The organism is Rhizobium lentis (assembly GCF_014200175.1).
Lineage (GTDB): Bacteria > Pseudomonadota > Alphaproteobacteria > Rhizobiales > Rhizobiaceae > Rhizobium > Rhizobium mulingense.
In genome coordinates, this window is sequence record NZ_JACHBD010000004.1 from 57,480 (window position 1) to 73,119 (window position 15,640).

Genomic DNA, 15,640 nt, shown 5'->3' on the forward strand with positions numbered 1-15,640 from the left:
CTCTAAGTCTTGGCCTTCTTCGCCGCCTTGATGGCGAGTGCGCGCTCGCGCAGCAGGGAAGCACGGCCGGGCTTGATCTCCTGGCGGGCACGGCCGAGCGCCAGCGCATCGGCCGGCACGTCGGCGGTGATGACACTACCGGAGCCGACATAAGCGCCGTCGCCGATCGTCACCGGCGCGACCAGTGAGGAGTTGGAGCCGATAAAGGCGTTCTCGCCAATCACCGTCTCGCTCTTGTTGACCCCGTCATAATTGCAGGTGATCGTGCCGGCGCCGATATTGCTGCCGGCGCCGATGACGGCATCGCCGATATAGGTGAGGTGGTTGACCTTGGCGCCCTCACCCAACCGGCCATTCTTGACTTCGCAGAAATTGCCGACCTTCGCGCCGTTTGCGAGATCGGTACCCGGCCGCAGCCGCGCGAAGGGACCAACGGTCGCGCCCCGGCTGACATGAGCGCCTTCGATATGCGAGAAAGCGTGAATGACGGCGCCGCTGTCGATCACGGCGCCGAGACCGAAGACAACGTTCGGCTCGATCAGCGCATCCTGGCCGATGACTGTATCGTAGGAGAGGAACACCGTTTCCGGTGCGATCATGGTGACGCCCGCCAGCATCATCTCGCGGCGGCGGCGCTCCTGCCACAAGCGCTCGATAATCGCGAGTTCCGCGCGGTTGTTGCAGCCGGTCATTTCGATTTCGGGGGCATCGACGGCGGTGACGCGACAGCCGAGCGAGCGGGCGATCTCGACGAGATCGGTCAGATAGAATTCGCCCTTGGCATTGGAATTGCCGATGCGCGAGAGGAGATCGAGCGCCTTGCGGCCGTTGATCACCATCAGTCCGCTGTTGCACCAGGTCACAGTGCGCTCGGCATCGGTCGCATCCTTCTCTTCGCGGATGGCGATCAATTCACCGTCCTTGACGAGCAGGCGGCCGTAGCCGGTCGGGCGGTCGGTGTGGAAACCGATCACGACGATGTCGCTGCCCTCGGCAAGCTCCTGGCGGGCAGCCTTCAGCGGCTCGCCGGTCTGCAGCGGCACGTCGCCATAGGTGACGAGGATGTCGTCATACCCCCTGGCGATCGCTTCGCGCGCCGCCAGCACTGCGTGGCCGGTGCCGAGGCGCTGCTGCTGCAGATAGGATTCGACGCCGACACCGTTGATGCTGGCAGCCTTTGCCACCTCCTCGGCGTCGCGGCCCACGACAAGGGCGACGGCGGAAATGCCGGCGGAGGCGACCGCCTCGACCACATGGGCGATCATCGGCCGCCCGGCGACCGGATGCAGCACCTTCGATTTCGAGGATTTCATCCGCGTGCTGTCACCGGCGGCAAGGATGACGGCAAGGCAAGTACGTTCCATGATCTGCTCCGCGAATCCGCGCGATAAGGCGGCTTTCCTGCCTCATACTGCATAATTCCTCAAATCGGAATCGATTTTCGAAAGCCGCGATGGAAGGATGAAAAGTGCGACGGCGCCCCTCGGGCGTCTCCTAAGAAGGGCAACGCCATAGCACGGTCAATGCCCTTACTTCGGTGAAATTGCGGGCGAAAGCGGCTCCATGGCAGCAGGATCGCCGCGGGTCGCAAAGGCTTCGTGCACATGATCGCGGCCGTCCAGGATGACGACTTCCATCGCCCGACGCGCGGCGGCGCTGTCACCGGCAGCGATGGCATCGACGATCCGCATATGCGTGTCGGCAATGTTGGCAAACCCGTTTTCGGAGGGCGGCGTGCTGATGCGGAACATGCCGACGAGAGCCGCCTCGATGAGACTGCCGAGCGTGCGCATGAACGGATTGTGCGAGGCTTCGGCGAGCGCCAGGTGAAAGTGCAGGTCGGCGAGCGCCAGGCTGTCGGCTGTATGGCCGCTCGCCGCCATCTCCTCCGCCAGCCCGCGCAACGTCTCGATTTCCTCGGCATTGGCCCGCTCTGCGACGAGGCCGGCGGCGAAGGGCTCGACGGCAAGACGGATATCGTAAAGCTGCAACAGGAATTCTTCCGTCACACCGCTGTCGAAGTGCCAGGCGATAATCTCGCTATCGAACATGTTCCAGAGGTTCTTCTCGGTCACACGTGTGCCGACCCGGGCCTTGGCGACGACCATGCCCTTGGCGGCGAGCGTCTTCATCGTTTCACGCAGAACCGTGCGCGATACCTTGAAGCGCTGCGCCAGTTCCGTATCGCCCGGCAGGATCGAACCGACCGGATAGGTGCCGGCGACGATCGCCTTGCCGAGCTCGTCGACCACCTGTGCATGGCTCGTCCGGGTTCGGCGCCCTGTCTTGCGTGTCTCGATGAATTTGTTGCGCAAAGGACCCGCCCCCCTCAGGCATACCTCTTGTTCAGGCTGGAAAGGAACAGGATCGCCTTCTGCATCAGGATGAATGCGAACAGCAGCAGGCCGATCAGAATCTTCGTCCACCAGCTCGACAGCGTGCCGTCGAAGGTGATGTAGGTCTGAATGAGCCCCTGGATCAGAATCCCGATCAAGGTTCCCGCCACGAATCCCGCTCCTCCGGTCAGCAGCGTCCCCCCAATGACCACCGCAGCGATGGCGTCGAGTTCGACGCCGACTGCCGCAAGAGAATATCCGGCAGATGTGTACAGCGAAAAAACGATTCCGGATAGACCGGCGAGAAAACCCGACAGCGCGTAAATCTGGATCGTCGTGCGCCCCACCGGCACGCCCATCAGCCGCGCCGTCTGCGGCCCGCCGCCGAGGGCATAAACATTGGTGCCGAAGCGGGTACGATGGGCAATGAAGATGCCGGCGGCAAAGACCAGAAGCATGACGGCGCCGATCAGCGTCAGCCGTCCGCCTCCGGGCAGCCGCCAATAGAGGCTCGTCAGCGTCGAGTAATAATCGTGGTTGATCGGAATGCTGTCGATCGACAGCACGAAAGCGATACCGCGCGCCAGGAACATGCCAGCAAGGGTGACGATGAAGGCCGGCATTTCGAGATAGTGGATGATCGCGCCCATGATGGCGCCGAAGGCGGTGGTGATGACGAGGACAAGGGCGAAGGCGAGCAGCGGATGGATCGAGGTGTTCTGCAGGATCACCGCGAGGAAGACGCCGGTGAAGGCGATGATCGATCCGATCGACAGATCGATGCCGCCAGAGATGATGACGAAGGTCATGCCAACGGCGGCTATGCCGAGAAAGGCATTATCCGTCAGAAGATTGCCGATGACGCGCGTCGACAGCATGTTCGGATATTGCAGCGTGCAGCCGGCATAGGCGAGGACGAAGATGACGATGGTCGCAAGCAGAGGCAGGTACTTGGAGTTCATTTCGGCTACTCCCTTCCGCTCTGCCGGCGGCTGGCGAAGATGGCGAGCGACTGTACCGCCGGCGACTGGATGACGAGGATCACGATGATGATGACCGCCTTGATGATCAAGTTGAATTCGGGCGGGAAGCCGGAGGAGAGGATGCCGGTGTTGACCGCCTGGATGATCATCGCGCCAATCAGCGATCCGACGATGCTGAATCTTCCGCCGAGCAGCGAATTGCCGCCGACGACGACGGCGAGGATGGCGTCGAGTTCGAGCCAGAGGCCGGCATTGTTGGCGTCGGCGCCCTTGATGTCGGCGGCGACGATGATGCCGGCGATCGAGGCGCAGAGACCGCTCAGCATATAGACCGCCATCAGCAGCACCGGCGTCTGAATGCCGGAGAGCGTGCTGGCACGGCGATTGATGCCAATGGCCTCGAGCAGCATGCCGAGCGCGGTGCGGCGGACGAGCAGGATGACCAGCAGGCCGACGAGGAGCCAGATGACCACAGGCATCGGCAGGAGAGCCATGGAACCGCTGCCGAAGAAGATCAGACCGTCATCGTTGAAGGTCAGGATGGCACCCTCGGTGATGAGCTGCGCGATGCCGCGGCCGGCGACCATTAGCACCAGCGTGGCAATGATCGGTTGGATGTTGAGGATCGCCACCAGGAACCCGTTCCAGACGCCGCAGGCAAGCCCGATCGCCAGCGTCAACAGAATGGTGTAGGCAACTGAATTTCCAGACACGATCGATGATGCGGCAACGGCGCCGCAGATGGCGATGATCGCGCCGACGGACAGGTCAATGCCTTTGGTGGCAATCACCAGCGTCATGCCGATCGCCAAGAGCGCCACCGGCGCGCCGCGATTCAGCACGTCGATCAGGCTGCCATAAAGGCGCCCGTTCTGAACCACCACGTTAAAAAACTGCGGTGACGTTATGAAATTTAACAGAAGAATGACAGCGATGGCGATCACTTGCGGCGCCAGGCGATAGGCCAGCGCATTCCTGGAGGATTTCATGCGTCCTCCGTCTTGTGTTCGGCGGCGGCAATGGCATCGACGATACCGGCGGCGGTGATGCGCTCGCCGGTCAATTCGGCGATATGCTGCCTGTCGCGAAGTACGATAACACGTGAACTATAGGCGACAAGCTCTTCAAGTTCCGAGGAAATTACGATCAATGACATGCCTTCGGCGCAGAGTTGTTCGATGAGCCTGATGATCTCGGCATGGGCGCCGACATCGATGCCGCGGGTCGGCTCGTCGAGGATGAGAAACTTAGGATTGGTCGCCAGCCAGCGTGCAAGGATCGCCTTCTGCTGGTTGCCGCCCGAGAGCAGCCGGATCGGCTTTTCACGGTCGGTCGTGCGGATATCGAGCGCCTTGATGTAGCGGTCGGCGAGCGCGTTCTGCTCGGCGCGCGACAGCGGCCGGGTCCAGCCGCGGCGGGCCTGCAGCGCAAGCGCGATATTTTCGCGGATCGACAGGTCGCCGACGATGCCATCGGTCTTGCGGTCCTCGGGACAGAAGCCGAAGCCCTTCTCGATCGCAGCGCGCGGGCTGGAAAGCGTTGCAGGCTGGCCGTCGATCGTAACGCTGCCGCTATCGGCATGCTCGACGCCGAACAGCAGTTCGGCTGTTTCGGTGCGTCCGGAGCCGAGCAAGCCGGCGATGCCGACCACCTCGCCTGCGCGCACATCGAGATCAAACGGCTTGACCTTGCCGCGTTTGCCGTAGCCGGCAAACCGGTAGCGAACCTCGCCCGCCGCAATGCTGTGCTTCCTGACCGTTTCTTCGGCCTGGGCGAGCTCGCGGCCGAGCATCATGGCGATCAGGCCCTGGCGCGGCAGATCGGCCGCCTCGCGGGTGCCGACGAGCTTGCCGTTGCGCAGCACGGTGATGCGATCGCTGATCGCATAGACCTGCTCGAGGAAATGGGTAATGAAGACGATGCCGAGACCGCGCTTTTTCAGGTCCTCGATGATGCGGAAGAGCAGCGCCACTTCCTGGTTGTCGAGGCTTGCCGTCGGTTCATCCAATATCAGCACCTTGCCGGAGAGATCGACTGCGCGGGCGATCGCCACCACCTGCTGGACGGCGACCGAGAAGCGACTGAGTTCGGCGGTGACGTCGATATCGATGCCGTAACCGGCCAGCAGTTCGCGCGCCTTGCGGTTCATCGCGCGCACGTCGGTCATCCCGAAACGCCTCGGCTGGCGTCCGAGAAAGAGATTTTCGGCGACGCTCAGATTCGAGAGGAGGTTGACCTCCTGATAGACGGTGCCGATGCCGAGATTCTGGGCGGCGAGCGTATTGGCTGGATTGATTTCCTGGCCATCGAGCGTCAAGCTGCCGCCGTCGCGATGATACGCGCCGGTGATGCACTTGATCAGCGTCGATTTTCCGGCGCCGTTTTCGCCGAGAAGCGCATGAACCTCACCGCGGCGCAGCGTGAAATCAACCTTGTCCAAGGCGACGGCGCCGGGAAAAAACTTGGATATGGCCGAGGCTGCGAGAATAGTCTCGTTATTGTGAACCATGAGGGCTGCTGTGTCCTGATATTGCGCCGTGCGCCCGCGCCGAGACCGGGCATGACGCCCGATCGGCACCGGCAGTTCCGCACCGGCCCATTATGGGCCAGTGCGGTTCCAGGTTCAAATCAGTAGCCCTGACCCTTCTTCTCTTCGTAGACCTTCATCGGGTCGTCGGAAGGCGTGTAGAGCTTGGACTCGGTCTGGATCCACTTCGGCGGAGCCTTCTTGTCCTTCAGATAGGCATCGAGCGCGTCGAAGGCCGGACCGGCCATGTTCGGCGTCAGCTCGACCGTGGCATTGGACTCGCCTTCGGACATTGCCTTGAAGATATCGGGTACGGCGTCGATCGAGACGACGAGGATATCCTTGCCTGGCTTCAGGCCGGCTTCCTTGATCGCCTGGATGGCGCCGACGGCCATGTCGTCGTTATGGGCATAAAGCGCGCAAATATCCTTGCCGCCGTTCTCGGCCTTCAGGAAGCTTTCCATGACTTCCTTGCCCTTGGTGCGGGTGAAGTCGCCCGTCTGGCTGCGAACGATCTTGAGGTTATCGTGGCCAGCAAGAGCCTCTTCGAAGCCCTTCTTGCGGGCGATCGCCGGCGACGAACCGGTCGTGCCCTGCAGCTCGACGACGTTGCACTTCTTATCGCCGACGGTCTTCACCAGGAAGTCGCCTGCGACCTTGCCTTCATGAACGAGGTCAGACGTGACAGCCGTCAGGTACAGATCGTCGGGAGCCTTGATGGTGCGGTCGAGAAGAATGACCGGGATCTTGGCTTCCTTGGCTTCCTTCAGAACGTCGTCCCAGCCGGTTTCGACGACCGGAGCGATCAAAATGGCATCGACGCCCTGAGCGATGAAGGAGCGCAAAGCCTTGATCTGATTTTCCTGCTTCTGCTGCGCATCGGCAAACTTCAGATCGATGCCGCGCTTCTTGGCCTGCTCCTTGGTCACGGTCGTTTCAGCCGCACGCCAGCCCGATTCCGAACCGATCTGCGAGAAGCCGACGGTCAAGCCGGCGGCCGAAGCCGAACCGAACATGCAGGCAGCCAAAATCGTGGCACTCAAAAGTGCAGTCTTCAATGTCATGATATCCTCCCAATGCCGCTCCTTCGCGGCGCAGGGTCAAAAAATCATATAGTATTACTTTTGTAAATCGCTTTTTTTAACGGTTCAGAAGAAAAAAGGGCGCCCCCAGGAGCGCCCTTCGCATCCGCAAAATCGATAAACCGATTATTGCGCCGGCAGCTTGTCGTCGACGCCTTCGACGTAGAAGTTCATGCCGAGCAGCGTACCGTCATCGGCCTTCTCGCCGGCCTTCAGCCAGGGCGTTCCGTCCTGCTTGTTGATCGGGCCGGTGAAGGGATGCAGCTCGCCCGACTTGATCTTGGCTTCGGTTTCCTCGGCCATCTTCTTCACGTCGTCAGGCATGTTGGTGTACGGCGCCATCTTCAGGATGCCGTCCTTCAGGCCGTCCCAGCTCTGCTCGGACTTCCAGGTGCCGTCGAGAAGCGCGTGCACGCGCTTGGAGTAATAGGTGCCCCAGGTATCGACGATTGCCGTCAGCTGCGCCTTCGGGCCGGCTGCGATCATGTCGGACGCCTGGCCGAAGGCATGGATGCCGCGCTCTTCGGCGACCTGCATCGGCGCCGTCGTATCGGTATGCTGCGTCAGAACGTCGACGCCCTGATCGACCATCGCCTTGGCGGCATCGGCTTCCTTGCCCGGGTCGAACCAGGTGTTGACCCAGATGACCTTGAGCTTGAAGCTCGGATCGATCGACCTGGCGCCCTGTTCGAATGAGTTGATGCCCATCACCACTTCCGGAATCGGGAACGAGGCGATGTAGGCGGCGCCGTGATTCTTCGAGGTCTTGGCGGCGATCTGGCCAAGGATGTAGCGGCCCTCATAGAAGCGCGAATTGTAGGTGGCGAGATTGGGGCCGGTCTTGTAGCCGGTGCCGTGCTCGAATTTGACCTTCGGGAACTTGGCGGCAACCTTCACGGTTGCATCCATGAAGCCGAAGGAGGTGGTGAAGATGAGCTTGCAGCCGGAACGGGCGAGGCGCTCGATGGCGCGCTCGGCATCCGGGCCTTCCGGCACGTTTTCGAGATAAGGCGTTTCGATCTTGTCGCCGAATTCGGCCTGTACCTGCTGGCGGCCGAGATCGTGGGCCTGCGAATAGCCGCCGTCGGTGTGCGAACCGACATAGACGAAGCAGACCTTCGTCTTCTCGGCGGCCTGAGTGGCTGAGGAGACGCCGATAATGGCGGCAGCCGAAGCGGCAAGTGTGAGTGCGAACTTCTTCATGGTGACCCCTGTTGGTTTGAAGTTATTCCGGAAACCCGTCTGTTGTTGTTGGTTTATCGCTCCGGCACGAAAGCTTTTCCAAGCGATGCCGGCGTGTTGATCATCGTCGTGCGCCGATTATGAGAAATGATGATGAGAACCACAATAGTCGCGGCATAGGGCAGCATGGACAGAAACTGAGAGGGAATGCCGAGACCGAAGGCCTGCGCGTGCAGCTGCAGGATGGTGACCGCACCGAACAGATAGCCGCCGGCAAAAACCCGCCACGGCCGCCAGGAGGCGAAGACGACCAGCGCCAGCGTGATCCAGCCGCGGCCGGCCGACATGTTCTCCGCCCATTGCGGGGTGTAGACGAGCGACAGCTGCGCGCCGGCAAGGCCGGCGCAGGCGCCGCCGAACATCACCGCCAGGTAGCGCGTGCGGATGACACCGATGCCGAGCGCATGCGCCGACGTATGACTGTCACCGATTGCTCTCAGCTTCAGCCCGGCCCGGCTGCGGAACAGGAACCAGCTGACGCCGATCACAAGCGCAATCGACAGGTAGAAGATCAGATCCTGCCTGAACAGAACATGGCCGATGACGGGAATATCCGACAGGATCGGAACGACGATCTCTTCGAGGCGAATGCCGGGAACGCTGACATAGGGCTCCCCGAGCATGCCGGATGCGCCGAGGCCGAGAAGCGTAAGCGCCAGTCCCGTCGCCACCTGATTGGCCACCAGCGTCAGCGTCAGGAAGGCGAACAGCAGCGAGAACAGCGCACCCGCCGCTATGCCGCAGATGATCCCGGCATAGGGCGAGCCCGACGTCTGCGCTCCGGCAAAAGCGGCAACCGCGCCCATGATCATCATGCCTTCGACGCCGAGATTGAGAACGCCGGATCGCTCCGTCACCAGTTCGCCGAGCGCGGCGATGACAAGCGGCGTCGAGGCGGTGATAACCGTCAGCAGAATGGCTTCGAAAATGCTCATACCGCGCCGCTCCTCAACCGCGACCAGACGATGCGGATTTTGTAGTAGATCAGTGTATCGCAGGAGAGCACGAAAAAGAGCAGCAGGCCCTGGAAGACGCGGGTGACCTTGTCCGAGACGCCGAGCGACAGCTGTGCGGCCTCGCCGCCGAGGTAGGTCAGCGCCAGCACCAGGCCGGACGCGATGATGCCGAGCGGATTGAGCCGGCCGAGGAAGGCGACGATGATGGCGGTGAAGCCGTAGCCTGGCGAGATCGCCGGCTGCAGATGGCCGATCGAGCCGGAAACCTCCGAGATACCGGCAAGACCAGCAAGAGCCCCTGAGAAGAGAAAGCTGAACCAGATCATCTTCTTCGACGAAAAGCCGGCAAAGCGCCCTGCCCGCTCAGACTGGCCGAGCACGATGATCTCGAAGCCTTTCAGCGTATAACGCAGCATGAACCAGACGCCGAATGCCGCGATGATTGCGAAAGTAAAGGCCCAGTGGGCCCGGCCGGATTCCTCCCAGATCGCCGGCAGCACGGCTTCGGGTGCGAAATCGCGCGAGACCGGAAAGTTGAATCCCTGCGGATCGCGCCAGGCGCCGCGCATCAGCCAATCGAGGAAGAGCTGGGCGATATAGACCAGCATCAGCGACGTCAGAATCTCATTGGTGTTGAAATGGGCCTTCAAAAGGGCCGGAATGGCGGCAAAGAGCGCGCCGCCGAGGGCTCCCAGGATCAGCATCAACGGCAGGACGAGCGGCGAATGCCAGTCGTAGAAGACGATCGGCAGATAGGATCCGGTGATGGCGCCGATGGTGAACTGGCCCTCGGCACCGATATTCCAGTTGTTCGAGCGATAGCAGACGGCAAGGCCGACGGCGATCAGGATCAGCGGCGCGGCCTTGATCGCCAGTTCATGCAGCGACCAGACCTCGAGCAGCGGCTCGACGAAGAAAGCGTCCAGCGACTCGACCGGGTCCTTGCCGAGCATGGCGAACATGATGGCGCCGAAGGCGAGCGTCAGCACAAGCGCCAGCAGCGGCGAGACGAAGGCAAAGAGCTTCGAAACCTCGGCGCGTTTCTCGAGTTCAATGCGCATGGGCAGCCTCCGCGGCAGGCTTGGCGTCATGCAGACCGCCCATCAGCAGGCCGATCTTTTCGCGCGTCAGCTCGCCGGCCGGATAGGGGTGGGAAAGGCGTCCCTCGGAGATGACGGCGATATCGGTCGCGACCTCGAAGATCTCGTCGAGATCCTGGCTGATGACGACGACGGCGGAGCCGGCTTTTGCAAGATCGACGAGCGCCTGGCGGATGCGGCTTGCGGCTCCCGCATCGACGCCCCAGGTCGGCTGGTTGACAACGAGGACGGCCGGCTGGCGGTCGAGTTCGCGGCCGACGATGAATTTCTGCAGATTGCCGCCGGAAAGGGAGGCCGCGGCTGGGTCGTCCCCGCTCTTGCGGACATCCATTGCCTCGGAGATGCGCCGTGCGGCCGATTTCACCGCGCCATGGCGAATGATGCCGAGCACGCCAAGAAAGGCCTTGCGATCTGACTGACTGCGGGCGAGCACCAGATTGTCCGACAGCTTCATGGCAGAAACGGCGGCATGGCCATGGCGCTCTTCCGGCACGAACCCGGCGCCGAGCAGGCGGCGGGCCGTTATCCCCTCGGTACCCACGGGCTTCTTCCGGATAACGATCGCTTCGGCCGAAACGACCGGATATTCGCCGGAGAGTGCGTCGAACAATTCGCTTTGCCCATTGCCGGCGACCCCGGCAATCGCCAGGATCTCGCCGGCCCGAACGGTCATCGAGACATCGCGTAGCGGCATGGCGAAGGGCGTGCGCGCGGCAACCGAGAGGTTCGTCACGGCAAGCTGCACCTCGCCCTTGTCCGAGCGCTCGGGATGGGTGACGGTCGCCACCTCGCTGCCGACCATCATGCGGGCAAGCGAGGCGGGCGTCTCCTGCTTCGGATCGCAGGCGCCGGTCACGCGGCCATGGCGCAGCACAGTGGCGCGATCGCAGATACGCTGCACCTCTTCCAGGCGGTGACTGATATAGAGAACAGAGCGGCCCTCGGCGCGCAGCTTGAACAGGGTTTCGAACAACCTGTCGGCTTCCTGCGGCGTCAGCACCGAGGTCGGCTCATCGAGAATGATGAGCTTCGGGTTCTGCAGCAGCGCCCGGACGATCTCGATGCGCTGGCGTTCGCCGACGGAGAGATCGGCGACATGAGCATGCGGGTCGAGCGGCAGGCCGTAGGCGACCGAGAGCGCCCTCGCCTCTTCGGCGATCCTGTCGATTGGAATGGTGTCATCGAGCGACAGCGCGATATTCTCGGCGACCGTCAGCGCTTCGAACAGGGAAAAATGCTGGAAGACCATGCCGATGCCGAGCCTGCGGGCCTCACCGGGCGAAGCGACGGTGACCGGCGTGCCGTCCCAGAGGATTTGACCATGGGTCGGCTCCAGAACGCCGAACAGCATCTTGACCAGCGTGGATTTGCCTGCGCCATTTTCGCCGAGGAGCGCATGAATTTCACCCGGCGCGATATCGAGATCGATTTCATTGCAGGCGGCAAAGCCACCGAAAAACTTCGTCAGCTTCTGGACGGATAGTAACGCACCGGAATCCGGCACATTCAATGGCGACACGTTCCCCTCATTTCTTCTGCCAATCGGTCCGTTCGGATCTCATGGAATCAGCAGCGTCGTTCCTGTTGTTTTTCTTGATTCCAGATCGGCGTGAGCCCGCCCAACCTCACGCAGCGGATAGGTTTGATTGACATTGATACGCACTTTGTTGCTTCGCACAACATCAAATAGCGCTTTCGCACTGTCGATCAGTTCCTGTCGCGCGGCGATATAGGTGAAGAGTGTCGGCCGCGTCGCAAAGAGTGAGCCCCTCTGCGCCAGCTGGGAAAGGGTGAAATTCTCGATCGGGCCGGAGGACTGGCCGAAGGAGGCGAACAGACCGCGCGGTTTTAGGCAGTCGAGCGACTGTGGAAAAGTATCGCGGCCGATCGAATCATAGACGACGTCGACGCCCTTGCCGCCGGTTATGTCGCGGACCCGACCGACGAAGTCTCCGCTCTTGTAATTGATCACATGGTCGTAGCCGTGTTCTAGCGCCAGCGCGACCTTGTCTTCCGATCCTGCCGTGCCGATGACGGTGGCGCCGAGCGCCTTTGCCCATTGGCCGGCGATCAGTCCAACGCCGCCGGCGGCGGCATGAAACAGCAGCACCGTCTCAGGGCCGACCTTGAAGGTGCGGTTCAGGAGATATTCGGCGGTCATGCCTTTCAGCATCATGGCCGCCGCCGTTTCGAGCGTTATGCCATCGGGCACATGCACCAGATGGCGCGCTCCAATATTGCGTTCAGCGCTATAGGCGCCGTCGGCGCTCGCATAGGCGACACGATCGCCGACCTTGAAATCGGTAACGTCAGGGCCGACTGCTGTCACAGTGCCAGCCCCCTCCTTACCAGTGACGAAAGGAAGATGCGGCACCGTGTAGGAGCCGTTGCGGAAATAGACATCAATAAAGTTGAGGCCGATTGCTGCCTGGCGGATCTGCACTTCACCTGCCGCAGGTGGTGCAAGATCGATGTCGACGTACTCGAAAACATCAGGTCCGCCGGTCTTCGAGAATGAAACTGCCTGGGTCTTCGTCATATTGCCGTCCTTAAGATTTCCGTCCGAGGGCCGGGAAGAATTGCAGCACCGCGCCGATGACGTAAAGATAGATCCCGCTCACAATGAAGAGAACGAGCGCCCATTCAGGCGTCTGGAAATTTTTCAGCAGCGAATAGATGCCGAGCGCCGACCAGAGGAAAAAGACGCCGAGATTGAGCGGGCGCAGCCTTTGGACGCGGACCGGATGCAGGAAATTGATCGGCAGGAAGGTCAGCACCACCGAAACGATGACGACGGCAAGCGCGGTCGTCGCGCTGGCATCGATGACGAACAGGGTGAAGACGATCATGTTCCAGACGACGGGAAAGCCGGAGAAGAAATATTCCTCCGTCTTCATGCCCATATCGGCATAATAGATAGCGCTGGAGACGACGATCATGCCGGCTGCGACGAAGGACCAGGGCTCGCCGATCATGCCGCTCTGATAGAGCGCGAAGGCCGGCAGCAACACATAGGTGACGTAATCGATGATGTTGTCGAGCGTGTCTCCCGACCAGTTCGGCAGCACTTCCTTGACGCGCACCTTGCGGGCGATCGGGCCATCGATGCCGTCGACGAGGAGGGCAAGACCCAGCCACCAGAACATGTCGATGAAGCGGTGCTCGGCGGCGGCGACGACGCCGAGAAAAGCCAGGAAGGAACCGGAGGCCGTCAATATATGGACGGAAAAGGCGCGCATCTCCGCGTAAGGAACGCGCTTGTAGTTGAAAATCTTCATATTCCCCGACCGCCCTATCGCGCTCGCCCCGGCAAGCGTTCTTTTTCGCCACTATCACCGGACCCTCTTTGCTCAATCGGGTTCGGCGTCGTAGGTCTTTGTTGTCGCACCGTTTTTGCATGATATTCGCAGGCGTTTGCGGCGCGCCGCTCTAATATGCATCCTTTGCCGGGCTTCGCCAGCGGGAAATGAGACATTCCCCGCCAGCCATTGAATCCTGACAGGGACATGCATATTTCCTTTCATGAGCGCTGCGTGGAATGGAATGCCTTTAATTCCGGCCGGATATGTAATATCTGCCTCGCATCTGATGGTTCATCCGACGAAACGGGATCCTCTACCGCAATGAACGCGCCTGCAAAGACCGAAGACTTCGCCTCGTCCATCCCCGCCGGCGTTTACGCCGAGACGGTGCTTGCCGTGACGCATTACACCGACCGGCTCTTCCGTTTCACGATGACCCGGCCGCAGGGCTTCCGTTTCCGTTCCGGCGAATTCGCGATGATCGGCCTGATGGTCGAGGGCAAGCCGGTCTTCCGCGCCTATTCGATCGCCAGCCCCGCTTGGGCCGAGGAGCTCGAGTTCTTCTCGATCAAGGTGCCGGACGGCCCGCTGACCTCGCATCTGCAGGCGATCAAGCCGGGCGACCAGGTGCTGATGCGCAAGAAGCCGACGGGCACGCTCGTGCTCGACGCGCTGACGCCTGGCCGTCGCCTCTACATGTTCTCGACGGGAACCGGCGTTGCGCCCTTCGCCAGCCTGATCCGCGATCCCGAGACCTATGAAAAGTTCGAGGAAGTCATCCTCACCCATACGACGCGCGATGTCGCCGAGCTGAAATACGGCTTCGACCTCGTGCACGAGATCCAGAATGACGAGCTGCTGAAGGAAGTCGTCGGCGACAAGCTGCGCCATTATGCGACCGTCACGCGCGAGGATTTCGAATATCGCGGCCGCATCACCGACCTGATCTCGTCAGGCAAGCTGTTTACCGATCTCGGCGTGCCGCCGCTCGACGCGGCGATCGACCGCGGCATGATCTGCGGCTCCTCGGCCATGCTGAAGGACACCAAGGAACTGCTCGAAAAGGCCGGCCTCAATGAAGGCGCCAACAGCAAACCCGCCGAGTTCGTCATCGAACGCGCCTTCGTCGGCTGATAGTTTTCCGACAAGCAGATCTGACAACGGCTCCGGAATCCGGGCCGTTTCTATTTTTGGGCGAGATAATCGATCAAGACCGCCATGGCGGCGCGCGCCTCGTCCGCTCTGCCCTGATGAATGGCACGGATGACGGCGACATGCAGCGCGATGGCGCGATCCATGCGCTCGGGACTTGCGGTGGAATACCAGAGACGACGCGAATGCGTCTGCACCGGGCCGAGGGCTGCGACGATAAAGCCGTTCGGGCAGGCATCCTCGAGGATTTCATCGAAAGCCTTGTCGGCGGCGAAGAAGCCGGCGAGATCGCCGGTCACGGCGCAATCGTCCATCGCTCGGGCGCAGTCGATGAGGCGGACGCGCTGTTCGTCGGTCGCATATTTGGCGGCCAATGAAGCCGCGATCGGCTCCAGCTCGCGGCGCACCTGCATGACATTGCCGTGATCCTCCGCCGCGATTTCGGCCACCTGCAGCCCGACGCGCGGCTTCACCAGGATCAGCCCCTGCCAAGCCAGCTTCTGGATCGCCTCGCGCACGGGCGTACGCCCATGGCCCGCCAGATCGATCAGCTGCTTCTCAGTGACGAGGGCGCCCGGCTTCAGCGCCAGCGTGACGATCAGATGCTCCAGCGCAAGATAGGCACGATGGCTTTGTGACGTCTGCATGCTGAAAATCCGCCGCCTAATCTGATATATCACATAGTGGCACGGTCGAAAACCGAAGACAAGTCGGCATTGAAATACCAAACAGAGACAAACAGATAACAGCGGCGTGAGTTTCGGAGACTCAGGCGTCTACGCCACGAAAGGACTCATTTCGCCGTCTCACCCTCCGCCTTCCTCGGCCTTGAGCCGAGCATCCACACCGCATCCACCAGCGCCAACTGGATCCTCGGCTCAAAGACCGAGGATGACGGAGAGTAGGGTTGACGTTCCTCCCAACTCACCGGGAGGTATATCACGCGTTTTGCCACGGCGC

Annotated in this window: 14 protein-coding genes; 1 reads left to right on the top strand and 13 read right to left on the bottom strand. The window is 61.5% G+C overall.

From position 1 onward, the window contains the following. Positions 1-2: 2 nt before the first annotated feature. From glmU to pcsA, 12 genes are all read right to left on the bottom strand, one after another. Complete coding sequence (gene glmU, locus GGI60_RS10860; protein WP_183915579.1) at positions 3-1,364, bottom strand: bifunctional UDP-N-acetylglucosamine diphosphorylase/glucosamine-1-phosphate N-acetyltransferase GlmU; 1,362 nt, start codon at positions 1,362-1,364, stop codon at positions 3-5. A gap of 165 nt (positions 1,365-1,529) precedes the next feature. Continuing rightward, complete coding sequence (locus GGI60_RS10865; protein ID WP_183915582.1) at positions 1,530-2,315, bottom strand: FadR/GntR family transcriptional regulator; 786 nt, start codon at positions 2,313-2,315, stop codon at positions 1,530-1,532. Positions 2,316-2,329: 14 nt separating this feature from the next. Then, entirely contained in the window at positions 2,330-3,298 is a 969-nt protein-coding gene (gene yjfF, locus GGI60_RS10870; RefSeq protein ID WP_011425356.1) for a galactofuranose ABC transporter, permease protein YjfF, read from the bottom strand. Positions 3,299-3,303: 5 nt separating this feature from the next. Further along, complete coding sequence (locus GGI60_RS10875; RefSeq protein WP_183915584.1) at positions 3,304-4,308, bottom strand: ABC transporter permease; 1,005 nt, start codon at positions 4,306-4,308, stop codon at positions 3,304-3,306. After that, positions 4,305-5,828: a galactofuranose ABC transporter, ATP-binding protein YtfR gene (gene ytfR / locus GGI60_RS10880; RefSeq protein WP_183915586.1), complete on the bottom strand. Its 1,524-nt coding sequence runs from the start codon at positions 5,826-5,828 to the stop codon at positions 4,305-4,307. The genes GGI60_RS10875 and ytfR overlap by 4 nt, the downstream gene beginning before the upstream one ends. A 119-nt stretch (positions 5,829-5,947) precedes the next feature. After that, the gene (ytfQ, locus tag GGI60_RS10885) at positions 5,948-6,910 is read right to left on the bottom strand and encodes a galactofuranose ABC transporter, galactofuranose-binding protein YtfQ (protein ID WP_183915587.1); all 963 of its coding nucleotides are present in this window, start codon (positions 6,908-6,910) and stop codon (positions 5,948-5,950) included. Between the two features lie 144 nt (positions 6,911-7,054). Beyond that, complete coding sequence (locus GGI60_RS10890; RefSeq protein ID WP_183915589.1) at positions 7,055-8,131, bottom strand: BMP family ABC transporter substrate-binding protein; 1,077 nt, start codon at positions 8,129-8,131, stop codon at positions 7,055-7,057. A gap of 53 nt (positions 8,132-8,184) precedes the next feature. Continuing rightward, positions 8,185-9,105 carry an ABC transporter permease gene (locus tag GGI60_RS10895; RefSeq protein WP_183915591.1) on the bottom strand — a complete coding sequence of 307 codons (921 nt, stop codon included), beginning with the start codon at positions 9,103-9,105 and terminating at the stop codon, positions 8,185-8,187. Then, positions 9,102-10,187: an ABC transporter permease gene (locus tag GGI60_RS10900; protein WP_183915593.1), complete on the bottom strand. Its 1,086-nt coding sequence runs from the start codon at positions 10,185-10,187 to the stop codon at positions 9,102-9,104. Before GGI60_RS10900 ends, GGI60_RS10895 begins: the two co-directional genes overlap by 4 nt. Beyond that, the gene (locus GGI60_RS10905) at positions 10,177-11,745 is read right to left on the bottom strand and encodes an ABC transporter ATP-binding protein (protein ID WP_183915595.1); all 1,569 of its coding nucleotides are present in this window, start codon (positions 11,743-11,745) and stop codon (positions 10,177-10,179) included. Before GGI60_RS10905 ends, GGI60_RS10900 begins: the two co-directional genes overlap by 11 nt. Before the next feature lie 39 nt (positions 11,746-11,784). Beyond that, positions 11,785-12,765, bottom strand: coding sequence for a quinone oxidoreductase family protein (locus GGI60_RS10910; protein ID WP_183915597.1), 981 nt, complete (start codon positions 12,763-12,765; stop codon positions 11,785-11,787). A 10-nt stretch (positions 12,766-12,775) separates the two neighbouring features. After that, positions 12,776-13,504 carry a phosphatidylcholine synthase gene (gene pcsA, locus GGI60_RS10915; RefSeq protein WP_183915599.1) on the bottom strand — a complete coding sequence of 243 codons (729 nt, stop codon included), beginning with the start codon at positions 13,502-13,504 and terminating at the stop codon, positions 12,776-12,778. A gap of 345 nt (positions 13,505-13,849) precedes the next feature. Between pcsA and GGI60_RS10920 the strand changes: the two genes are divergently transcribed. Beyond that, complete coding sequence (locus GGI60_RS10920; RefSeq protein WP_183915601.1) at positions 13,850-14,662, top strand: ferredoxin--NADP reductase; 813 nt, start codon at positions 13,850-13,852, stop codon at positions 14,660-14,662. A 50-nt stretch (positions 14,663-14,712) separates the two neighbouring features. On the opposite strand, the gene GGI60_RS10925 is transcribed toward GGI60_RS10920, so the two are convergent. Further along, positions 14,713-15,327, bottom strand: coding sequence for a GntR family transcriptional regulator (locus GGI60_RS10925; RefSeq protein WP_183915604.1), 615 nt, complete (start codon positions 15,325-15,327; stop codon positions 14,713-14,715). Between the last annotated feature and the right edge of the window lie 313 nt (positions 15,328-15,640).